We start from the raw sequence: 20,351 nt of genomic DNA, 5'->3' as shown, positions 1-20,351 counted from the left end.
AGAGGGCTCGGATCCGCGCCAGGGTGACCATCACGTGCCTCTGAGGTCAGGCCGAGCTGCGACCACGTCTCGCAGAAAGCTCCTCTTGGAGTAGAAGGTGCGCTCGGCTGTCCAGCCGCGGGTGCCGAGGTGGGAGCGGAGCCAGGCGTCGACGCGATGCATTTCGCTCAGGACCTCGTCGCGATCCTGTGGGAGCACGCTGCGAGAGCGCAGGTATTCCAGCTCACACTGAGAGAGGACGACCTCGGGTGCTGCGAGGAGGGCGCAGCGGTCGAGGAAGATCCCGTAGATGTGTCCCGTACGCATGGATTCGCATTGGATGTCGTAGCGGACTCGTTGGAAGGGCGGCATGGCTCGCACCTGGAGGCCCAGCTCGTCGCGCAGGTACGTCTCGAAACGGTCCGGTGAGACATCGATGCCGTGCACCAGCTCCTCGCGGCGGGCGAAGCTGTCCTCCTTGAAGTACTTCCGCTTGAGGACGTGCCCGGCGGTGACAGTGGGGATGAAAGAGGCGTAGCCGATCTCGGTGTCAGGGCCCGTCACGTTGAAGAGGTGGTTCTCCGTGTGGTGGATCTGGAACTCGTTCCGGAACTCCGGTCGGCAGTCTTCCAGCTCGCCGTCGCGCAGTGCCTTGAGCAATTCCATGGCCTCAGCCCAGATGTCGGGCGCGGGGTCGAGGGTGTACTTGAACTCCAGTTCAGTGCCCTCGAAGTGCTTGCGGAAGTATCGGCGGTGGTTGTTCAACGCCATGCTCGATGCGCGGTGCGCGTCGAGGACCGGACCCAACCAGTGCAGGGCCTCGACCGGGCCGTGGCCGATCGAGGTCTGGGAGGTCCGAAGGAAGCAGGCGTCTTCGGGATGGAACTGGATCTGTGCGTACGCGTCGTAGCCACCGCCGGAGGCTTCGGCCAGGTAGCACAGTGGCACCAGGCTGGGCGTCGGCTGTGTGCCGATCAGGTCGCGCAGGGCGGGGCCGGCGATGCCGTCCGGGAACAGGTCCTCTCCGTCGATCAAGGACGACCCGAGCCGGGTGCCGCTGCTGGTGAGGGCTACGGCGGAGCATGCTCCGAGGAGACCCCAGCGGACGATCACGGTGGTGGCCGGCCGGCAGACCTCCTGCGGAGGGACCTGGATGAGTACGAGGGGATCGTCCGGGCGCCGTGAGGCGGTCCGGTTGAGGTGGTGGACGCCACCGAGCACTACCCAGGAACGCGTGGCAGTTGTGCTGGAGTTCATGACCCGGGTGCCTTTCGTGAGGTGGCTGAGGCCCGCGGATTTGCTGTCTCGGGCCGAAGTACGGTCCGGCAGGACACGACCCGCTCCCGGGAGAGTGGCCCTGCGCCACGGGGGTGGAGGACCGGCCTAGGGTGGTGTGTGTGAGCCAAGGTGATGCTGTTCAGGTGGTCATGGACGAGGCTGTCGCGGATGCCCGCCTCGCCGCGTTGGAGTTTGATGACGCGCGTGCGTGGCTGGAGGAAGCCCGACAAGGTCCGATGGAGCCGCTGGCGGCCGAGGTCTGGGTCACCGACCCCGCCTCTGAGTACGTGCTGCTGGTCAAGCACCGTGTGCGTGGATGGGTACCGCCCGGTGGCAAGGTCGAGCCCGGCGAGACGCCGCGCGTCGCTGCGGCTCGAGAGCTGTTGGAGGAGACAGGACTGCGGGCAGCCCTGTTGGCGGAGCCAGCGGCTGTGGCGGTGCGGTCCTACCGAGCCGACTGGTCTCCCACCTTGGGCCTTTCCTACGCCGCCATCGTCGACCGTGCGGTCCCACTCGGAGGAGAACAGGGCCAGCCGGCCGCCTGGTTCCGTCTTGACGAGGAGTGGCAGAGCGTGTTTCCGGACGATCGGCACCGCATGCGCGCGCACGCCCGGCGTTTGGCTGCCAGGCTGGAGTTGGGCGCTCGCTGAGAGGGCCCCTCGTGCGTCGCTCACAGGACGGTGTCGACCTGAGCGAGGGCTGCCGCAGGGAGGGTGATCAGCCGGAGGGCGTGGAGAAAGTGGCACCACACCGGGGTGAGGCCCGGCAGCCGTTCGAACTCCTCTCCACTTACGTGGCCTTCGGCGTACGTGACCGTTCGAAGCGCGGCGCATTGGAGCTCGTCCGGGCGCATCCACCGAGGTGCCCGGACTTCCGCAGCCGAGGGGCGCAGGGCGCCTTCGGCTTCGGCCTGGAAGATCCACCATTGGTGCCCGACGGGCTCCGTCGCCGTGCGGCGGCACCGGTTCGGGCGCCACTGCGCCAGCAACGGGTGCAGCCGAGTGACGGTGAGGCCGATTTCCTCCGAGACCTCGTTCCGGGCGGCCTGCTCGGGGCTGCCGTGCTGGTCAACGTGGCCGGCGACCGGCGCCAGGCCCACTGGCGGCGTCATCCGTTCGAACAGCAACAGTCCGGCGGGGCCGGAGATCAGCACCCCGACGCTGGTGTGATCACAAGGGGTCTCTCCGAGCCTCGGCGAGGCCTGGGCCGGTGTCACGGCGCGTCCGCGGGCCGCTGGGCGACGACGACGAGCCAGCTCGTCACGGTCGGCGTGTCAGGGGTGGTCAGGGCATAGGCGGCCTCCAGGATCTCCATGCGCTGAGCATGGGTGAAGCCTCGGTCCGCCGGCCGGGCGAAGACGGGGATGGACAGCCACGCCTTCTTCTCGGCCATTGTGCTGTGCTGGGCGGTGACCTCGGAGTTGACGACCGTCAGCCCGGCGGCGGCCAGCTGGGCTGCGACCTGCTCCAGCGGCATCATCGGCGCCGAACGGGTGGCCGACGGTGGGGTGTAGCCGTGGTCCCGGGCGGCGACTTGGTTGATCAGGGTGTTGAGCGACGGACCTGTGCGCACGGCGTGTTCGTCGGGGTGCCGTACGCCGGCGAAGCCGCCGCCGATGTTGAAGGCGAACAGGCCGCCGGGCCGCAGGGCGCGTGCCACGGCGTCGAAGACGGCGGGGGTCTGGGTCTTCCAGATCGCCGAGTTGCACACGACCGCGTCCACCTCGCCGGTCGGCACATGGGCGGCGAGCTGCTCGGCCGGCGCCGTGATCCAGGACAACCGGTCGTCGGACAGCGTGCGCTTGCCGACACGCTGCATCGCGGCGGCGTTGTCCACGGAGAGGAGCCGCGCGCCGGCGGGGAGCTGGTCGAGGATCGCGCGGGCGGTTGCACCGGACCCGCCGCACAGGTCCACCACCAGGCGGGAGTCGGCCAGCCCGACCCGCCGGGCGAGGTCACTGCTGGTGGCGTTGTACATCGGGTGAGTACGGGTGAAGGCTTCGTACGCCAGGGCGTTGGCATCCTCGTCCCAGCCGAGGAGGGCGTCCTGGGGAGTCATAGCGCCTCGCTTTGCGGGCAGCGGCCGGGGCGATGCCGGGGCCGGGGAGGGAATCAGAAGAGGGCGGACTGGACGGCGGTGGCCGGCGAGGAGAACTGCGGGCCGAGGTTGATCCGGTGGCCCTTGAGGACACCCAGGTCCAGCAGATAGGGCAGGTCGTCGCCGTCGAGGGTGGCGAGGACCTGAGAGCCGACGCAGGCGAGCACGGTCAGGCCGTGCTCGCCCTCGCGCGGATCGTGCGGGTACAGGCCGAACTCGGTGTCGGGGGATCGGAGCAGGTCGCCTTCGCTCGGTGGCGTCCACGGCTGCGGCACGGCCGGGATGCTCATGTCGGCCAGAGCCTCGGCTGCCTGGCGAAGGTGCTGCTCATGGGCGGCGCGGGCCGGGGCGAGGTCGCGCTCCCCGGCCAGGGCCTTCAGCTTGGCTGCGGCCCGGACCGTCTGCGTCAGGCCGAGGCGGCGCGTGAGGGCGTCCTCGGCGAACCTCACCGTACGCCCGTCCGAGCACATGGTGAGGAAGGTCGCCACGAGGGCTCCCTGTTCGGCGAGGCGCGAGCGACCCCGTGGCTCGGCCGCAGTCCCGACCTTGGTGGTGCCGTCGGCGAACGTCGCCAGGTACAGCCAGTGCGGCTGGGCCATGTACGAGGCCAAGGCGGGAGGTACATGGCCGCCGGCGTGGAACTGATGGGCGAAGCGGAAGTCGTCTCGTGAGGTGCAGGTGACGCACTGGGCACCCGTCTCGGCCGGCGCTCGGTGGGGGCAGGCAACGGCTTCGACATGGAGGCGATCGACGAAGCGGTACCGGCCGGTGCACCACCGGCCGGTACCGGTGACTTGGTAGCCGAGGCGCCGGCCCATGATCCCGGCATACACCAAGGGCCCGTCGGGCATCGGGGCGAGCAGCAGTTGGGGTGCGCCGTTTGCCCAGGTGATGCCGTGGCATACGTGTGATCCGCTGGTGGGTACGGGCTGGTCCATGGTGGGATTCCTCGTCGGTCAGGGGCGTGATGGTTCAGACGGTCAGACGCAGCCGGCCGGCCAGTGCGCTCGCAGCCGCCTTGAAGACCTCGTCCCGGTCCAGGCCGGCGACGTCGAGCCACTCCCAGTCGCCGTACGCCGCCTTCTCGCGCATGTGGTCCAGGACGGTCTCCTGGTAGGCGATGAAGTCTTCGTCCGCTCCGCCGGAGTGTCCGGTCTCCAGGGAGGTGAACGACCCTTTGCGGGCGAGGGCTTCGCGGGCGCCGATGTCGAGGAAGAACACCAGGTCGGGCTCGGTCAGGTGCTCGAAGACCTGCTCGGTGAGTCGGTTGGGGACCTTGGGGTTGGCCGCGTACCGGGCGGCGATCTTGTGGGGGGAGTTGTCGAGGATGACGTGGGTGCCGGCGGCGAGCGCGGGCTGGACGAGGAGCTGATCCTGCAGGGCGTACCAGGAGGCGAGCGCCAGCAGCCAGTAGTGGTCGCCGCACGCCCGTGCGACGCGGGCGTCACGCCGGTAGACGAGCTCGTTGAGGCGGTCGAGGTAGGCCGACAGCTCCGAGGCGGCGGCCTGGGTGCTGTGCTTGCCGATGAGGATCGTCTCGTGGCCGGCCTCGTTCAGGCCCTGGTGCAGGCGGGCGGCGAGGGTGGACTTTCCGGCGCCGTCACCGCCGACGAAGGTGATCAGCCGTCCGGTGGGTCGGTCGGTCGGCGGGCTGGTGGTCATCGGGTTCCTTCCACGGAGCGGGCCGGGTGACCGGCCAGACGGAGGGTGATGATGGTGCGGATCCGGTCGACGAGGACGGCCCGGCGGCGCAGAACCTGCTCGTGGCGCTCGTTGGACAGGTCGGCCGGGTAGATCGAGGCCAGGTTGTTGGAGATGACGTGGAGGTAGCCGAAGCCGATCCCCGCCTGGTTGGCGGCGGCACCCATCGGACCGATCTCCGGGTCGACGAAGGCGTACGAGGGCGAGTGCCGCGCCAGCCAGTCGCGGTCCTCCAGCAGGATCGAGGGGGAGGAGACGTGCAAGCCACTGTGGACTCCGCCCTGGGAGGCGGCGAAGTCGCCGAAAAAGTCGTCCCAGCTCACCAGCGACCCGCGCAGCAGGCTCGTGTTGCCCGTCGCGAGCCAGGCGTTCGGCTCGATGGCGGGAGTCAGCGAGCCGACCTTCCCGACGTACACGACGTCCCCCGCTCCGAGCTCGGCGAGCCGTGCGACGACCTGGCCGGCCACGTCGCCCCAGATGCTGTGCAGGAAACCGAGATGGACCACCCGGCGGCCGGCGATGTCGCTGCGCTGCCAGGCGTAGCCGGGTCCGCGGGTCCAGACCCCTTCCTTGGGGGCGAGATGCTGCAGACCCCAGCCGACGATGACCAGGTCACCGTCGAGGGGCAGGGTGAGGGCATCGAGGGCTGCTCGGCACTCCTGCTGCTCGGGAGGCTGGTAGGTGACGACGTCGGCGGGACGGCCAGTCATGGCCAGGTAGGTGGCGATGATCAGCGCGTAGTGCTGGACGTAGTCGGCGCCCGGGTAGGCCCGCACGATCAACTCCCGCCCATAGGCCGTCGCCGTTGGACGCTCGATGTTGAAAAGCTTCCCGGTCTTCTCGTACCGCGAGATGATCGCCGTGCGGTCGTAGTCACCCACCACACGGATGCTGTCCCAGTTCTGGTCCTGGGCGAGGTGGTGGACCTTGAGCTGCAGGTAACGGAGCAGGCTGTCGGGCCCCATCGTGTGCTTGTGGAAGTCGATCGGGGCTGCGCGCAGCAGGCCGGGGGCGGGTTCGGCGAGTACGGAGGTCATCGGCGCTCCTCGGCGATCGTGACGGTGCTGCCGGCCGCCGCGCGGACGACGGCGATGTTCTGCCGGATCAGGCCGAACCGGCTCTCGGGAATCGGGCCGAGGTTCTCGACCCGAGGAGTGGAAGGCTTCTCGTACGGCCCTTCGGGCAGAAGGGCGATGCCCATCGCGCCGAGGATGACCGGTGCCGCGCCGTCCACGGAGGAGATCCACTCGTGCTCGCGCTGCTCGATCAGCTCCAGATGACCCGTACGGCCCAGGCCCAAGAGCCGGTAAACGAGTCGGTCGTCCACCAGGCCGCGGTCCTCCAGGTACGCGGTCGCCATCCACCGGTTTCGGCACAGCTGGCCCTCGGCGTCCGGACGGCGCGAGGCCGGCAACGCCACGGCCCCGACCCAGTCGCTCGTCACGAGGGCGTCATACGTGCGCCGCCAGTCCTCGTCGTCCGCAGCGTGCAGGACCGCGCACAGCCGGAAGTCCTCGCCGCACAGCTCCCGGATCTCCCGCGCGGCCCGCTCGCTCGCGTCCAGCGTCGCGGCACCGTCCCGCATCACGTCCGGCAGGATGATCTCCCGCGCGGACACCGCCCTCGCCGCCTGCACGAGCTCGGAGGCGGGCAGGGCGTACCCGAGGTCGAAGAGCCCGTTGTCGACGACGATCTCGGCACCGCGTTCGGCCTCCCGTGCGAAGAAGGCCCGGTACGACTCGTCCGCCAGGACCCACTGGGCGGCCACGTGATGGACCCGAGCGGGGGACTGGCCGACGAAGTGGTGCATGTGGCCGGCGGGGGCGATGACGGAGAAATCGATGCTCTTGGTCATCAGCACACCCTCCGCTGCCCGGCGGCCACGGTGAGGAACTGCTGGGAGAGGACCGGGTCCGTGACGAACCGGCCGCCGGCGTGCACCGTGGTGGTGCGGGCCTCTTCCATCCGCACCCCGCGCATGCTCATGCACAGGTGGAGGCCGCGGACGGCGACCGCGACGTCCTCGCGGCCGATCACACCGGCGAGGTGCTCGGCGATTTCGCGGGTGTAGCGTTCCTGGACTTGGAGCCGACCGGCGAAGTGCCGGGCGACGCGGCCGAACTTGGACAGTCCCACCACCTCGCCCTCCGCCAGATATCCAGCCGTGACCTGCAGGTTCATGGGGATCATGTGGTGTTCGCAGAGCGACCAGACGCTCATGCCGCCCACCACGACCAGCTGGCCCGCCAGGTGCGACTCGGTGAAGGAGGTGACCGCCGGCGCGCTGGCCGGGGCGAGGAAGTCGCTCCACCAGGCCGCGACCCGCTTCGGCGTCTCGGTCAGGCCCTCGCGCCGCGGGTCCTCGCCCAGCTCGACCAGGAGCTGGCCGATGAGGTCGGCGACCCGGCCGGTGTTGATGCCGGGCGCGGGCTGCCGGGGTACGGCCGGCGCCGCCGGGGTGACGGTGGTACTCGTCATGTGGGTCTCTCGCTTTCGCAGTTGAAAGGGGGAGTGGTTGGTTGCCTGGTCAGCGGCCCTTGGGATCGGCGAAGGCCAGGACGTGAAGCCGGGTGGTGAGGTGCCAGTGCCTGGCCGCGACCGCGTCCGCGAGTTCCCGGGTGGTCGACGTGATCGCCTCCGCGGTAGTGCCCTCCGGCATCACCCACACCGGCGCGAGACCGTGCCGGTCCACCAGTTCGGCGATCCGGTCGACGTCGGCGATGGAGGAGGCGACGAACTTGAACACGGCCCGCTCGGAGTCGACGAACGCCTGGAGCACGGAGGGCGCGATGCTCTTGGCCTCGTCCATCCCGAAGCTCGCCAGCTTGGGCGACACGTTGAACCTGACACCGTCGAGCAGCAATGCGGGGTCGGGCATGACCGTGCCGTTGGTCTCGAACTCGACCCGGCGGCCCTCCTGCAGCAACCGCCGGATCAGGGGGACCAGACCCCGCTGCTGGAGCAGCGGCTCGCCACCCGTGATGACGACCAGCTCGACCGGAGACGACATCACCCACGCCACGAGGTCCGCCACGGACTGCCTCGTCGACACCTCACGAGGGTCGTACTGGGACCAGTCCCACGTCTCCTTCGTGTCGCAGCACTCGCAGGTCAGGTTGCAGCGGGACAGGCGAATGAACAGAGCCGGGTGGCCGAGGCTCGGGCCCTCGCCCTGGAACGTGGGCACCTCGACCCCGAAGCGCTCGGCGACGATCAGCTGCGGCGCCGGAGCCTCGCGCGCCTCCGCTGTACGGGCGATCACGTGGTGGCCACGTCGAACCGGGCCCAGCTCCGCCGGGTCTCACGGACACGGACAGCGACCAAGCGCCCGGCGATCCCCGGCTGCACGTTCTGGATGAACCAGCCGGCCAGGTGCCGCGCCAGCAACTCGGACGTCGGCTCGAAGTCGAGGACCTCGTGCAGGTTCTGGTGGTCGAGCTCGGTGTTGAGGTACCGCTTGAACGGAGCGAGGTCACCGAAGTCCGTCACGAACCCCGGCTCCTGCAGGGCGGGCGCCGTGAGGATGATCTCGACCTCGTAGGTGTGGCCGTGCTGGCGGGAGCACTTGTGCTCAGGCGGGAGGCCGGGGAGCCGGTGGCCGGCCTCGAAGTCGAAGACCTTGCCGATGGTGAACCTGCCGGACGGCAGGGGAGCCGTGGAGCTTTTCACGGAGTCCCTTTCTCGTGATGGGCAGTGAGGCGGGCGCGCCAGGCGTACGCCCCCGGTCTTGGTGCGGTGCTCGCGACGCGCGAGGTTCGGGCCCGGACGCCGACGCGTCAGTGGTCGTCACAGATCTGGTGACCGGGCGGGCCGGCGGCCGGCGGACGCCTTTCACTCGCGCGGTGACGGGCATGTCCGGCTGCAAGCGGCGTTACGGAGGATCCGTGTCGAACGTGCAGGAGCGGTCTGACGGGCATGGCGTGAGCTGTTCCGGACGCTCGGTGCGCAGGCTTCCACGATGCGGCCTGAACTGATGGACCGTCATTGCGCTTGTGGAGTAGGAACATTGACCCCTTCGGTCAATGCCTGTCCCGGTGCCCCCCGGGCCTGGATAGTTGAGGGCATGGCGGAGCGGCGAAGGGGCGGACGGTGGGGAAAGTAACGCGCGAACGGCGTGCGGAGATCCAGCGTGAAGCGACCCGATTGCGGGCTCAGTCCCAGCGTGACGGCAACACCCAGGAGCGGACCGTCACCGTTCTGAGGGCGGCGCTCCCCGAGCTCACGGCGCTGGAGGCGTGGCGTCTGGCTCTGGGGTGGTCGCGGGCACAGGCGATCCGCGAGGTGGCGGAGGTCTACGTAGCGGACGGCCTGCTGCCGCCGAACCTGTCGCAGGCCCTGCTGTGCCGGTACGAGCACGGGCAGGCGCAGCCCGGCGACGAGTACAGAATCATGATCTCCCGGGCGTACGGGGCGCGGCCGGATCAACTCGGTCTTGAGACACGCCACCTGTGGTGCAGTACGTGCGCAGCCCCACTGCCACTCCACTACGGTCAGCGGCAGCGCGAGGATTCGAGCATCGACCGAAAGGAATCCATGACGACCGCGAGCGGGCTGCCCGCCATCCGTGAATCCGTGCAGTGGGCCGTCTTGGACGCGCCCGAGGGCTCTGCTTCGCTCGTCGCCCTGGCCGAGGCCGCCGTGGAGCACTACGCCCTCAACTACAGCAAGCACCCGCCGTCCACCCTCCACGACGAAGTCCGTGCGACCCGCAACCTGCTTTCCACGGTGGTCGCTGCCGCCGACCGGGAGACGGCCCGCGGCCTGCGCCGACAGGTCGGCTGGCTGTCGGCTCTCCTCGGGAACCTGGCCTACCACCTGGACGACCGCGCCGGAGCCCGCGCTCACCTGACCCTGGCGGGAGCCATCGGCCAGTCCACCGGCGAGGCGGCCCTCACCGCCTGGTCCAGCGGAGCCCTGGCCATGGTCGCCACCGCCCGCCGCGACTGGGAGCACGCCCGCGGGCACGCCGAGCACGGCCTCCAGCACGCCCCCGCCGGCCTGCGCCGCGCACAGCTCCTGGGCTGGGCCCTGCTGCCGACGCTCGCCGCACTCGGCCACGCCTCCCGCGCGGATGACGTCGTCAGCGAGAGCGACGAGATCATGCGCTCCGCCGACGAGCTCCCGGGCCGCTTCGGATATGACCGTGCCGAGCACCGCCTGCACGTCGCCGAGGCACACCTGACCCTGGAGCGCTACGACCGGGCCGCCGACGTAGCCCGCACGTCCATCGCGGCGGCCCCCGAACACACCCCGGGATGGGTGGCGGCCACCCTCGTCCTCGCCCTCGCCGAAGCCCGCGACGCCCCCGATGAAGCAGCCGGTCGCGCGCTCAACGTCCTGGACCTCATCCCGCCTGCGAGGCTGAGGGCCACCGCCCGCACTCGTCTTGCCCGCCTCACCCAGCTCCTCGACCCGGCGGCGAGCGGTGCGGGCGCCGAGCTGGCGGAGCGTCTGCGTGCTCTGCCGGCGCCGATTCGTACGGACGGCACCGCCGCGTAGCCACCTGCCAGGAATAGCCACCCGTTCCCGCGGTAAGAGCCTCGAACGGCCCTTCACTGGGCGCCCCTTTCCATGGCGGTCAGGCGGCGAACGGGAAACCGCCACAGCATCCACGCGGACAGCAGGAGGACGATCATTCCGGCGGAGGTGCCGACGGCGCAGGCCGGCGGGGCGGGAGGTGCGAACAGGGTTTTCACGGGGCGTCCTTCGGGGTGATGTGAGGCGTGGGCAATGAGGCGGTGCCGTACGCGATCCAGCCGTGTCGGAACGGCCGGCCAGGACGGCCGACGCGCAAGCGGGATCAGCTGATGGCGTTGGCTGTCGCGATCGACGGCCGCTCTTCGGCGGACAGATCCGGGGGCCATCGCGTCTCGGGGATCGTGGGCGGCTGCCTCAGCAGGGGGAAGCCCTCAGCGGGCCGCGGCTACCCCCGAAGTCGCGTTGCCGGTCCCGTCTGCGGCGTACGGGCGGTGAGGGGGCGGCCGTCGGGCTGGGCGAGCGGACTGTTCTGTCCCGCTGGACGGGGAGTGTGGGCCGAGGTTGACGTCGGCTCGTTCTCGCTCGACGGCTCCAGGAGCCCCCAGGCGTGGGCGAGACCGATCAGGTGCACCGAGTCGGTGGCGCCGGTCGTGAACAGGAGCGCCTCCGACTTCGTACGCAGGTCGGCGGGGGCGATCCTCGCGGCGAGCGCGATGTCGGCCTGCCGGGACCGCGTCGCGATGGCCCGAAGGAGCAGTGTCTCGTCCGCGGTGAGCGCTGGTGCCGGCCTTCCGGGCTCGGGCGCCGTCGCCTCGCCGCGTCCCAGCAAGGCGTGGACGATGACGGCCCGGCTCGCTCGGGGAGGCAGGCCGAGGTGCTGGCGGATGTCCTTCTGGTACGTGTGGACCGTCGAGGTCGACAGCCCCTCGGCGGCGGCGATGTCCGTGTTGGTGGCGCCCAGCACGAGGTGCTGGGCGATGCGGCGGAGCGAGGGGATCAGAGGCGGCGTCGGGGATGTCTCGGTCATGTGGATTCCAGGTGTCTGTCGGTGGGGTCGGCGCTCTGTCGGCGGCGGTTCGGGCCACCGCGAGGGCGGAAGTCGGTGCCGGCTTCGGTCAGGAGGGCGTGGACGAGGCCGTAGGAGCGGCGAGCGGCCTTGGCGAGGACGGGGATCGAGGCGCCGGCCCGGTACTGCGTGGCAAGCCACGTGCCGGCCGCCTCGCGCTCGACGGGGTCGGTAAGCCGGCGTCCGGAGGTGAGGCACTCGGGCGGTGGACTCGCGAAGGCGAATCCCTCCTTGGGCTCAAGGTGGGCGAGCAGCTCGGGGTGGGCTTCCAGCAGGGCGAGGGTCGCCAGACCCAGCCAGGCGTTGTGCCAGGGCCGAGTCCAGGAGGGAAACGGACCGGGAGCCACGGCGAGGAATCGGGCCCGGGCCCGGGCGAGGCTCGGGTGCTGTGACGTCTCACCCGAGAGCGCCCCGGTCAACGTCCGCAGGATTGAGCGCAGCCGGTCCTGCTGAGCGTCGAGTGCGGTGAGCGTACGGGCCTCGTGCCGGCGCCAGACATTGAGTGCGTCGGCCGCGGCGGCCACGACCTGTGCCCGATCGAGGGATACCTCGCGCGTGACGGCCATGGGCGCGTCACAGTTCCAAGGGAACACGGAGGCCGTTGCGGCACCCCCTCGGTCGGCGGAGACGTGGTCCTGCGCGGCGAGCTGATGAACGGCCTCGTCGGCGAGCGGGTAGTCGATTTCGAAGAGGCGCGCCACCACGCCGCTCTCGGGCATGCCACCCTGCAAGGCGTAGACCCCGGCGCGCACTTCGTCGGCCAGCCAGCGGACGAGTACCTCGAGCTGCCATTCAGCCGGGGCGAGCGGTTCGCGCGTACAGGCCCGGGGGACAGGCGGGCGGATCGTGTGCCGGTGTACGGGGACGAGGCCCGCGCGGTGGTGCTGGCCGGTGGGCGTCATACCGTCGCCGCCCTGGCGGGGAGCCGGCCGTTGCCCGCGCTGCGGGCCGTGGTGACGGCAAGGACGCCGTGGACGATCCCGACGTGGGAGAACGCCTGGGGGGAGTTGCCGAGCTGTCGGCCGGAGTAGGGGTCCCACTCCTCGGCGAGGAGTCCAAGGTCGCTGCGGATGCCCAGCAGGACGCCCAGGTGGATCTCGGCTTCGTCCATGCGGCCGATCGCGGCGAGCGCGGCGATCAGCCAGGCCAGGCAGATGACGAAGGTGCCCTCGTCCCCTGCCAGCCCGTCCACGCCCGGCTTCTGGCCGTCGGTGCGATAGCGCAGCAGGAACCCACCCTGCGTGGACAGCTCGCGCTGGACCGCCTCCACCGTGCCGACGATCCGCTTGTCCTCCGGGGGGAGGAAGCCGCAGGTCACGATCTGGAGCAGGGAGGCGTCCAGCTCCGTCGAACCGTACGACTGGGTGAAGGTGTTGCGCTCCTCGTCGTACCCGCGCTCGCAGACCTGCCGGTGGATCGCGTCACGCAGCTCGCGCCACTGCTCCAAGGGCCCCTGGGCGCGTCCCGACTCGATGAGCCGGACGGCCCGGTCCACCGCGACCCACCCCATCACCTTGGAGTGTACGAAGTGCCGGCGCGGCCCTCGGACCTCCCAGATCCCCTCGTCCGGCTGCTCCCACAGCTGCTCCAGGCACACAACCAGGTCGATGACGAGAGGGGCCACGACCGGCGCGAGCTCCGGATCGTGCTCCTGCGCCGTGTACAGGGCGCCGACGATCTCGCCGTACACGTCAAGCTGGAGCTGTCCGGCCGCGCCGTTCCCCGTACGCACGGGGACGGAACCCTCGAAGCCCGGCAGCCAGTCGAGTTCGGTCTCGGGCATCTCCCTGCCGCCGTCGACCCGGTAGATCGCCTGCATGGTCTCCGGCCGGCCTCCGATGACCGACTTCAGCCAGCCGACCCAGGCCCTCACCTCTTCCTTGTACCCGCAGGCCAGGAGGGCCTCGACCGTGAGGGCGGAGTCCCGAGGCCAGCAGTACCGGTAGTCCCACTGCCTGCTGCCGCCGATCTCCTCGGGCAGCGACGTCGTCGCCGCGGCCACGAAGGCACCGGTCGGTTGGTGTTGGAGGGCCTTCAGCGTGATCAGCGACCGCTCGACCGCGTCCCCGTGCGGGCCCGAGTAGGTGGACCGGCCCGCCCAGGCCACCCAGAAGTCCCCGGTGGCCTTCAGCAGCCCGGCCGGGGCCGGCGTCGGCGGCGGTTCGTCGTGCCCGCGCTGCCACGACAGGACGAAGGTGACTTCTTCACCTTCCGCCACGGTGAACTCGGACACGATGTCGGGACCGTCCACGCGGCACGGGGCCTGCGTGTCGAGCCACAGGTGCCCGTCGCCCTGGTCGGCGAGGGAGAGCCGGCCGGACGCGTGGACCTGCGGCCTGCCGGGATCCTGGCTGGGGCGGCCGTAGCCGGGGCGGGCTCGCAGTGTGGACCGCATGGGCACCCGGCCGCTGACGCCTCGGACGATCCGCACCAGACGGAGGGCATCATCGTCGTCCGTGACCGGCATGAAGTCCACGAGCTGAGCGGTGCCGTGGGGGGTGATCCAGGAGGACTCCAGGATGAGGGTGCCGTCGGTGTAGCGCCGCCGGTCGGCCGGTGCGGACGGCTGCCCGCTCGGTCCGGCGGGGCCGATACGCCAGAGACCGTGCTTCTCTGCGCCCAGCAGCGCGGCGAAGTACGCCAGCGAGTCGAAGCGCGGCCAGCACATCCAGCTGATGCTGCCGTCCCGGTCGACCAGCGCGCCTGAGCGTAGGTCGGAGACGTAGGCGAGGTCCTCGATGCGGCCGACCCGCGGTACGGGGCGGACGTCTTCCGCAGGGGTACGAGGGGAGGGGATGCCGATCACGCCGCCACCGCCGACGGCAGGACGCGGTGCGGGGCGACGATCTCGCCGTCGGGGAGCAGCTCTCCGGTGTCCTCGAAGAGCAGCACGCCGTTGCACAGCAGGCTCCACCCCTGCTCGGGGTGGTGTGCCGTGAGGCGAGCCGCCTCACGGTCGGGGGACACGGCGCTCGGGCACGTCGGCCGGTGTTTGCACATGGAGAGGTCCTTGGAGAAGGCCGAGCAAGCGGAAGGGACTTGCGGTGATGGGGACAAGGAGCAGGCGACAGCCAGGACGACGGTCAGGAGGCCGCCCGCGAGGAAGGAATCGGGCCCGCGCGTCGGTCGCGCGTCATGTTTCGTCCCCGCACACCACGTCGAGCACGGTGAGCAGAGCCAAGGCGAACAGCCGCAGGTACCGAAGCAGTTCCATGCCCTTCGGTCGCGCTTCGTGGAGGGCACGCAGACGAGCAATGTCGGCGGCGGGGGCCGAACGCAACGAGGTCAGGGCGATCACCTGCGGCGTGGCGCGCCGCAGCCGGACGACTAGCCGAGCCGCGTCCTCCTGGGAGATCGGCACCGGCTCCATGTCACACGGGGACCGCCGGAATCGGAGGAGCCGATGCCCGGGCCGAACACCGCGTCCGCTCGGCGGCGATGGCGACGACGGCAGCGTGCCGTCCAGGACCTCGTTGAGGACGGAGATCAGCCCGTCGTCGATGCCCTCGTGTGCTACGGACCTTGCGAGGGCACCCCGGAGCCTTTTCAAGGTGGCTGGGTCGCCACGGGCGATCAGCACGCGGACCCCTGCGGCTCGGTCGAGACGCGGGCCCAGGTGGTGTGGTTCTTGTTGCTGGTGCCCCAGGCGGTGGCCAGCTTCTCCACCAGGTGGAGCCCTCTACCTTCCGTCGCCTGCTCCCCGGCCCTCTTGAGCTTCGCCGGCTTCGAGCTGCTGTCGGTGACCTCGACCAGCAACTGGCCATCGCTGCGCTCGATGCGCAGGCCCACGGCCTGCGGGGCGTCGGCTCCGCCCCCGTGCTGGACGGCGTTCGTCATCAGCTCCGACACGATGAGGACCGTGTCGGCTGCCACGTCCGGGGGGATACCGTCCCAACGCTCCATGGCGCCGGCCGTGATCCGGCGCGACATTCCGATGTACGGCGGCGCGCTGGGCAGGAACACCTCGACGGTGTTCCACAGCGGTTCGGCGTGCGACGGCGGACGTCCGGGGGTTCGGGGGAAGTGCTCATGTGCCATAGGGGGCTCCTCAGGCGTACGAGGCGACGGTAGTGGTCGTCGTGAGCAGGGTGGGCACGGCTCAGTCCTTGGCCGCCGTGACGGCCGGTGGGTGGTCGCTATTCGGTTCGCCGTGTGGCGAGCAGCGGTAGGTGCGAGCCGTGACTGGCGGACTCGGCGGCCGGGAAGGGCAGCACTGCGAGACCCGCTCAGTTCCAGGGGATCGGGTGAGTTCGGGAAGAATCTCCGCGACGCAGTCGGCCAGGGGCTGGCGAGTGTCCAACACGCTCTTCGGATCCAGGACCGCGCAATGGCTGTCCCCAGGCGACTCGAAATCGGCTTGGTGCGCTCCGCACACATTCGATGACGTGCTGGCGGTGACCTATGTCGGCGGCGAGATGCCGGAGCGCTCGCACATCGCGGGAGTGCGTGAGTGGGTGAGCGTCGAGGACCACAGGGCAACGGGGTGCTGGTGGAGATTCCACACAGCAGCCTGCAGCAACCACTCGTAAAGACGGGAGGCCTGCTCACGAGACGCGGTGAGGGCCGTCGGGAACAGTACGGTTCGAAGTTCGGCGAGCAGGACGCCGTCGAGAGCGACCGCGAGATGCTCCGCCAGTTTCGACTTCTCCGTCCGCGGGCGACCGCCGATGGCGACGATCACGGCACCTCCATCGGTGTGCGGCGGAGGTCCGCGCGTTCGCGGTCCGCCTCTTCGGCCAGGCGAAGAAGGCCCATACGCCCTTGCCGACGACCTTGCCGTTGCGGGTCGCCGGGGCGGCCGTCCAGTGGTCTGCGATCGCGGAGACGAGCCGGAGACCTCGTCCGTCCTCCACGGTGGCGTGCGCATATGGTCTGTACGGGTGCCTCCGGCGAGTGGTCGGTCACCAGGATGCCGAGGGCGGCACCAGGCTTGACGGGGAGCGCGAGTCCGATCATCTCGGGTTCGCCGTGGTGCCGCGTGCGGCCATGAAGCACCGAGTTGGTGACCAGCTCGCTGGCCGCGAGGAGGACGCGGTCCGTCAGCTCGTCTTCTCGGGTGAAACCCCAGGCGCTGAGCTGGTCCTGGAGGAAAGGCCGTGACCGGGGCACGGCCTGTTCCGAGTTCGCGAGCCGGATCGTAGTCAGCTCCGCCTCGACGTCTTTCGCCAAGGCAGTGAGGAAGTGCCCGGTTTTCCACGTCGTCGTCATTGAGTGCACCCCCAATCCTGGATGGCGGGTGCCGCCGGCCGCTGTGCGGAGCGCGGTGGCGGCACCCGCGAGCTCACGGGCCAGGACGGTCAGGTGTCGTGGCCGGCGAGCGGCGTGTGTTCTCGGGGAGCCCGAGGAGGGCAAGAGTTGCCCCCGTGGACCAGGGGCGGCAACCGTCACGGTTCACGTAAACGTGACGTGCTTGCGTGACGCTTCACGTATTTCCAGGGCCGCACTCGGCGGAGCCGCGTTTTCTTGACACAGAGCGGACGGCATGTCAGTACGCTGGTCGGCGAGTTCGAAGGGAATCGACTTCATGCGACGTGGTTCTGGATCTCATGGTCCGTCCTGCGCAAAGCGGTTACGTGAGAGCGGTGCCGAACGCGGACACGCGGCCGACGAGATCGCCCGCACGATTCAGGCGCACTGCTCCGTCTCCCTCTTGCGCGCACAGCGTCTGGCCAGGGGCCTCACCCTGGCCGAGGCAGCGGAGCAGGTCCGCGAGCTCGTCTCTGACCTGGACAGGGCCCCCCGGGTCACCGTGGAACAGCTTCGGCTCTGGGAAACGGGAAGGCATCAACCGCGCCGCTCCACCGTGCTCGTGCTCGCCGCGTTCTACGGCTGCGCGCCCGGTGATCTGGGTCTGGAAGACACCGAGGCGGTCGCCGGCGTCGTCCTTCGGGCAGAGTCCTGGCACGGGCCCCGCGCCGAGGTCATCCCCGTGTCCTCCATCGGCGAGCGGGTCCCGACGGCTGGCGAGCACTTCTCGCACAGGGTCGACGCCGCGAGGCGTGCGGTAGACCGTACCCTCGCCTCTGCGACGGTCAACGCCAGCCAGTTGGACCACATCGATGAGATGGTCCTTTGGGCCAGCCAGGAGTACATCTCCACCCCGCCGGCCCTGATGCTCACCCGACTTCTGGACCTCCTTGCGGAGGTCGAGGGGCTGGCCGCATGCCGACAGCCGGCCGCCGTCCAGGTCCGGCTCTCTGAGCTGACGGCGATGCTCTCCACGTTGACTGCCGACGCGCTCATGAAGCTCGGCGACCTCGCACGGTCGCGATCTTGGTACGCCACAGCGCGTACCGCTGCGGACGACAGCGGAAACTCGGAGCTTCGAGCTCGCGTCAGGGCTCAGGCGGCGATGCTGCCCTTCTATTACGGTCCGGTCGCCAACGCGGTGAATCTGTGCCGGGAGGCCAGGGTGATCAGCAGCAGAGCACGGTCCAGTGCCACGCACGCCTTCGCGGCAGCAGCAGAGGCTCGGGCCCTGGCCAAGCTTGGCGCCGATGCCGAAGCTGAAGCCGCACTGCGCTATGCGACGAAGGTGTTCGAACAGTTCGGCGGAGATTCCGCGGACGATGCCTTCGCCTTTCCGGAGCGCCGCTACCTCCTCTACAAGAGCGGGACGCTGACCGCTCTCGGGCACACGCGCGCGGCCCGCCAAGTCCAGGAGCAGGCGCTCGTCCTCTACCGGGACCAGACAGGAATCGACCCCGCCCTCCTCCGGCTTGAAGCGGCCATCTGCTACGCGCGGGACCGAAGCCCCGGCGAAGCATGCCAGCTGGCCGGCAGGACCTTCCTACGAATGGACCCCGCCCACCGCACACCCATCGTGGAGGAAAGAGCCCGCGAGGTCGTAGAGGTCCTTCCGCCGGCGATACGGGCAAGCCGAGCGGCACGGGAGCTTCTTGAGATCATCGAGCTTCCGCAAGGCCGGATGTGACAGGACGGGCCCTCGTCGGGAAGCCTGTGCGACATGACAATCACGCCGGCCCCCGGTGGGTTCGACGAGTACGAGATGTACCAGGTACTAGAGCGCGCCTGCGCGAAGGTCGGCCTCGACGGCCGCGACGCACGCCTCCTTCGCGGGCACACCAATGCGGTCCTTCTCCTTGAGAAGGAGCAGGTTGTGGCCAAGATCGCTCGGAAGGGAACGGACGTCGAGAGCGTTGCGCGCACGGTCGCCTTCGTGCGATGGCTCGTCGAAGCAGGCTTTCCCACTGTCCCTCTTCACCCTTGCGAGCAGCCGCTCGTCGTCGATGGGCAGGCTGTCACCTTCTGGACCTACCTGCCGCAGCCCGAGCATCCGGTGGCGGCCGGGCAGCTGGCCGGGCCCCTCAAGACGCTCCACTCGCTGCCCCCACCTCCCCTTGCCCTTGCCGAGCACGACAACATTCGTGCGATCCGCCGCTCTCTGGCTGCGATCACATGTCTCCCTGCTGCGGCGATCCGCTACATGGAGGATGAGGCGGACCGCCTCGAAGGGGAACTGCGGGAAGTCCAGTTCGCCCTGAGCCCCGGGCTGATACAGGGCGATCCGCAGCACCGAAACGCGCTGCACACCCCCGATGGCTCTGCGGTCCTATGCGACTGGGACACGATCGCCCAAGGCCAGCCGGAATGGGACCTTGTTACCGTCGAAGTCCATTGCCGCCGATTCGGCTACGGTCAAGCCCACTACGAAGCGTTCGCGGACGCCTACGGGTGGGACGTCAGGAAATGCACTGGCTACTCGGTTTTGCGCGATATCCGAGAACTGCGCATGGTTACCACTAACGCCAGGAAAGTCCGACATGCTCCCGCGTCGTTGAGTGAGATCCAGCGGCGAGTCGACGGGCTAAGAAGGCGGGACGGACAGCTCCCCTGGAACATCCTCTAGGGGTTCCACCTGGACCCTCTGGCCGAAGGTGCCTCGCCCTCAACCTCGGCCCCCGCTACATCATCCTCGGAGCCCTCGACGCCCAGGCCGTCTGCCGAGCCGTTCACCCCGAGGACCACGCCAGCCGATACCCCCACACCGACGACTACCGCCTCCACGTAGCCGCCGGCTGTCCGTCTCCTCCGCGCCGACGCGAAGGAGACGGACAGCGGTCGATGGAAGGAGCGCCAGCCGATGGACCATGCGCTCGCGGCCGAGTTTCACCGCCGTGCCGAACAGGACCAGGCGGCCCGCCGTCGCGTGTTCGAGACCAGCGACGGACAGGACCTCGCCCGGATCGACGCGGGCAACACCCGCTGGCTCAAGGGGGTTGTCGCTCGGTTCGGTTGGCCGGGTATCACGCTCGTCGGCGAGCAGGGGGCCGACGAGGCGTGGCTTCTCGCCCAGCACGCGGATCGGGACCCCCACTTCCAGCGGCAGATCCTCGGTCTCCTGGAGGATGCCGTCGGTGTCGGGGACGCCCCTCCCCATCATCTCGCCTACCTCACCGACCGTGTTCTGGTCGCCGCTGGCGAGCCCCAGGTGTACGGGACCCAGTACACGCAGGACCCGGACGGTAGAAACCTGCGCCCCTATGCAGTGATTGATCCCGAACGGCTCGACACCCGGCGTGCTGCGGTTGGTCTTGAGCCGGCCGCGGAGTACGACCGCCGGATGCGCGCCAGCTATCCCCGGAAGGGCAGCTGACCTCAGCCACGGCCTCCGCCAGAGGCTCGCAGTTCCGAACTCCCGTTGCCGTAACTCTTCAGCTGCCCGTGAGCTGTATTCGCCTACGGCAGACATGAGATTCCGGTCTATGGCTGGAACTTCCGCCAACGGCAT

24 protein-coding genes are annotated in these 20,351 nt (G+C 69.8%); 5 read left to right on the top strand and 19 right to left on the bottom strand.

Going from position 1 to position 20,351, the window contains the following annotated elements; genetic code table 11:
• Positions 1 to 30 precede the first annotated feature (30 nt).
• The gene (locus ABD954_RS05305; RefSeq protein WP_345484590.1) at positions 31 to 1,236 is read right to left on the bottom strand and encodes a hypothetical protein; all 1,206 of its coding nucleotides are present in this window, start codon (positions 1,234 to 1,236) and stop codon (positions 31 to 33) included.
• A 140-nt stretch (positions 1,237 to 1,376) separates the two neighbouring features.
• Here ABD954_RS05305 and ABD954_RS05300 point away from each other — a divergent pair, with 140 nt between their 5' ends.
• Positions 1,377 to 1,907, top strand: a complete 531-nt coding sequence (locus ABD954_RS05300) for an NUDIX hydrolase (RefSeq protein ID WP_345484589.1) — start codon at positions 1,377 to 1,379, stop codon at positions 1,905 to 1,907.
• Positions 1,908 to 1,927: 20 nt separating this feature from the next.
• On the opposite strand, the gene ABD954_RS05295 is transcribed toward ABD954_RS05300, so the two are convergent.
• From ABD954_RS05295 to ABD954_RS05255, 9 genes are read right to left on the bottom strand one after another with little or no spacing between them, the layout of a single operon-like run.
• Positions 1,928 to 2,473: an NUDIX domain-containing protein gene (locus ABD954_RS05295; RefSeq protein ID WP_345484588.1), complete on the bottom strand. Its 546-nt coding sequence runs from the start codon at positions 2,471 to 2,473 to the stop codon at positions 1,928 to 1,930.
• Positions 2,470 to 3,315, bottom strand: a complete 846-nt coding sequence (locus tag ABD954_RS05290) for a class I SAM-dependent methyltransferase (protein ID WP_345484587.1) — start codon at positions 3,313 to 3,315, stop codon at positions 2,470 to 2,472. The genes ABD954_RS05295 and ABD954_RS05290 overlap by 4 nt, the downstream gene beginning before the upstream one ends.
• Positions 3,316 to 3,368: 53 nt before the next feature.
• Positions 3,369 to 4,292, bottom strand: a complete 924-nt coding sequence (locus tag ABD954_RS05285) for a DUF2797 domain-containing protein (protein ID WP_345484585.1) — start codon at positions 4,290 to 4,292, stop codon at positions 3,369 to 3,371.
• Between the two features lie 34 nt (positions 4,293 to 4,326).
• Positions 4,327 to 5,016, bottom strand: coding sequence for a dTMP kinase (locus ABD954_RS05280; RefSeq protein WP_345484584.1), 690 nt, complete (start codon positions 5,014 to 5,016; stop codon positions 4,327 to 4,329).
• A complete protein-coding gene (locus ABD954_RS05275; protein WP_345484583.1) occupies positions 5,013 to 6,092 on the bottom strand; it encodes a hypothetical protein in 1,080 nt (359 codons plus the stop codon). Before ABD954_RS05275 ends, ABD954_RS05280 begins: the two co-directional genes overlap by 4 nt.
• Positions 6,089 to 6,910, bottom strand: coding sequence for a hypothetical protein (locus ABD954_RS05270; protein WP_345484582.1), 822 nt, complete (start codon positions 6,908 to 6,910; stop codon positions 6,089 to 6,091). The genes ABD954_RS05275 and ABD954_RS05270 overlap by 4 nt, the downstream gene beginning before the upstream one ends.
• Positions 6,910 to 7,533 carry a GTP cyclohydrolase I gene (gene folE, locus ABD954_RS05265; protein ID WP_345484581.1) on the bottom strand — a complete coding sequence of 208 codons (624 nt, stop codon included), beginning with the start codon at positions 7,531 to 7,533 and terminating at the stop codon, positions 6,910 to 6,912. Before folE ends, ABD954_RS05270 begins: the two co-directional genes overlap by 1 nt.
• Positions 7,534 to 7,582: 49 nt before the next feature.
• The gene (locus tag ABD954_RS05260) at positions 7,583 to 8,317 is read right to left on the bottom strand and encodes a 7-carboxy-7-deazaguanine synthase QueE (RefSeq protein ID WP_345484580.1); all 735 of its coding nucleotides are present in this window, start codon (positions 8,315 to 8,317) and stop codon (positions 7,583 to 7,585) included.
• Positions 8,314 to 8,724: a 6-pyruvoyl trahydropterin synthase family protein gene (locus tag ABD954_RS05255; RefSeq protein ID WP_345484579.1), complete on the bottom strand. Its 411-nt coding sequence runs from the start codon at positions 8,722 to 8,724 to the stop codon at positions 8,314 to 8,316. The genes ABD954_RS05260 and ABD954_RS05255 overlap by 4 nt, the downstream gene beginning before the upstream one ends.
• A gap of 420 nt (positions 8,725 to 9,144) precedes the next feature.
• Between ABD954_RS05255 and ABD954_RS05250 the strand changes: the two genes are divergently transcribed.
• Positions 9,145 to 10,554: an NsdA family TPR-like regulatory protein gene (locus ABD954_RS05250; RefSeq protein ID WP_486389279.1), complete on the top strand. Its 1,410-nt coding sequence runs from the start codon at positions 9,145 to 9,147 to the stop codon at positions 10,552 to 10,554.
• A gap of 53 nt (positions 10,555 to 10,607) precedes the next feature.
• Here ABD954_RS05250 and ABD954_RS05245 read toward each other — a convergent pair whose 3' ends face one another.
• The 9 genes from ABD954_RS05245 to ABD954_RS05205 form a co-directional block, all read right to left on the bottom strand.
• On the bottom strand, positions 10,608 to 10,751 hold the full coding sequence (locus ABD954_RS05245) for a hypothetical protein (RefSeq protein WP_345484577.1): 144 nt from the start codon (positions 10,749 to 10,751) through the stop codon (positions 10,608 to 10,610).
• A gap of 227 nt (positions 10,752 to 10,978) precedes the next feature.
• Positions 10,979 to 11,560, bottom strand: a complete 582-nt coding sequence (locus ABD954_RS05240) for a LuxR C-terminal-related transcriptional regulator (RefSeq protein WP_345484576.1) — start codon at positions 11,558 to 11,560, stop codon at positions 10,979 to 10,981.
• On the bottom strand, positions 11,557 to 12,501 hold the full coding sequence (locus ABD954_RS05235; RefSeq protein WP_345484575.1) for a helix-turn-helix domain-containing protein: 945 nt from the start codon (positions 12,499 to 12,501) through the stop codon (positions 11,557 to 11,559). Before ABD954_RS05235 ends, ABD954_RS05240 begins: the two co-directional genes overlap by 4 nt.
• Complete coding sequence (locus tag ABD954_RS05230; RefSeq protein ID WP_345484574.1) at positions 12,498 to 14,405, bottom strand: glycoside hydrolase family 15 protein; 1,908 nt, start codon at positions 14,403 to 14,405, stop codon at positions 12,498 to 12,500. Before ABD954_RS05230 ends, ABD954_RS05235 begins: the two co-directional genes overlap by 4 nt.
• Positions 14,402 to 14,599: a DUF5999 family protein gene (locus ABD954_RS05225; RefSeq protein WP_345484573.1), complete on the bottom strand. Its 198-nt coding sequence runs from the start codon at positions 14,597 to 14,599 to the stop codon at positions 14,402 to 14,404. Before ABD954_RS05225 ends, ABD954_RS05230 begins: the two co-directional genes overlap by 4 nt.
• A gap of 133 nt (positions 14,600 to 14,732) precedes the next feature.
• Positions 14,733 to 15,179, bottom strand: a complete 447-nt coding sequence (locus ABD954_RS05220; protein WP_345484572.1) for a hypothetical protein — start codon at positions 15,177 to 15,179, stop codon at positions 14,733 to 14,735.
• Positions 15,173 to 15,637 (bottom strand): ATP-binding protein, encoded by a 465-nt coding sequence (locus ABD954_RS05215; protein ID WP_345484571.1) that lies wholly within the window; start codon positions 15,635 to 15,637, stop codon positions 15,173 to 15,175. Before ABD954_RS05215 ends, ABD954_RS05220 begins: the two co-directional genes overlap by 7 nt.
• A gap of 361 nt (positions 15,638 to 15,998) precedes the next feature.
• Positions 15,999 to 16,280 carry a hypothetical protein gene (locus ABD954_RS05210; RefSeq protein ID WP_345484570.1) on the bottom strand — a complete coding sequence of 94 codons (282 nt, stop codon included), beginning with the start codon at positions 16,278 to 16,280 and terminating at the stop codon, positions 15,999 to 16,001.
• The gene (locus tag ABD954_RS05205; protein WP_345484569.1) at positions 16,277 to 16,807 is read right to left on the bottom strand and encodes an ATP-binding protein; all 531 of its coding nucleotides are present in this window, start codon (positions 16,805 to 16,807) and stop codon (positions 16,277 to 16,279) included. The genes ABD954_RS05210 and ABD954_RS05205 overlap by 4 nt, the downstream gene beginning before the upstream one ends.
• A 274-nt stretch (positions 16,808 to 17,081) precedes the next feature.
• Between ABD954_RS05205 and ABD954_RS05200 the strand changes: the two genes are divergently transcribed.
• From ABD954_RS05200 to ABD954_RS05190, 3 genes are all read left to right on the top strand, one after another.
• The gene (locus ABD954_RS05200; protein ID WP_345484568.1) at positions 17,082 to 18,533 is read left to right on the top strand and encodes a helix-turn-helix domain-containing protein; all 1,452 of its coding nucleotides are present in this window, start codon (positions 17,082 to 17,084) and stop codon (positions 18,531 to 18,533) included.
• Positions 18,534 to 18,566: 33 nt separating this feature from the next.
• Positions 18,567 to 19,469 carry a phosphotransferase family protein gene (locus ABD954_RS05195; RefSeq protein ID WP_345484567.1) on the top strand — a complete coding sequence of 301 codons (903 nt, stop codon included), beginning with the start codon at positions 18,567 to 18,569 and terminating at the stop codon, positions 19,467 to 19,469.
• A 234-nt stretch (positions 19,470 to 19,703) separates the two neighbouring features.
• The gene (locus tag ABD954_RS05190) at positions 19,704 to 20,216 is read left to right on the top strand and encodes a DUF6624 domain-containing protein (RefSeq protein WP_345484566.1); all 513 of its coding nucleotides are present in this window, start codon (positions 19,704 to 19,706) and stop codon (positions 20,214 to 20,216) included.
• Positions 20,217 to 20,351 lie beyond the last annotated feature (135 nt).

The sequence above is a fragment of the Streptomyces roseoviridis genome (assembly GCF_039535235.1).
GTDB classification, from domain to species: domain Bacteria; phylum Actinomycetota; class Actinomycetes; order Streptomycetales; family Streptomycetaceae; genus Streptomyces; species Streptomyces roseoviridis.
The sequence above is the reverse complement of the archived record's forward strand: the minus strand, read 5'-3'. Positions and strand labels throughout refer to the sequence as shown.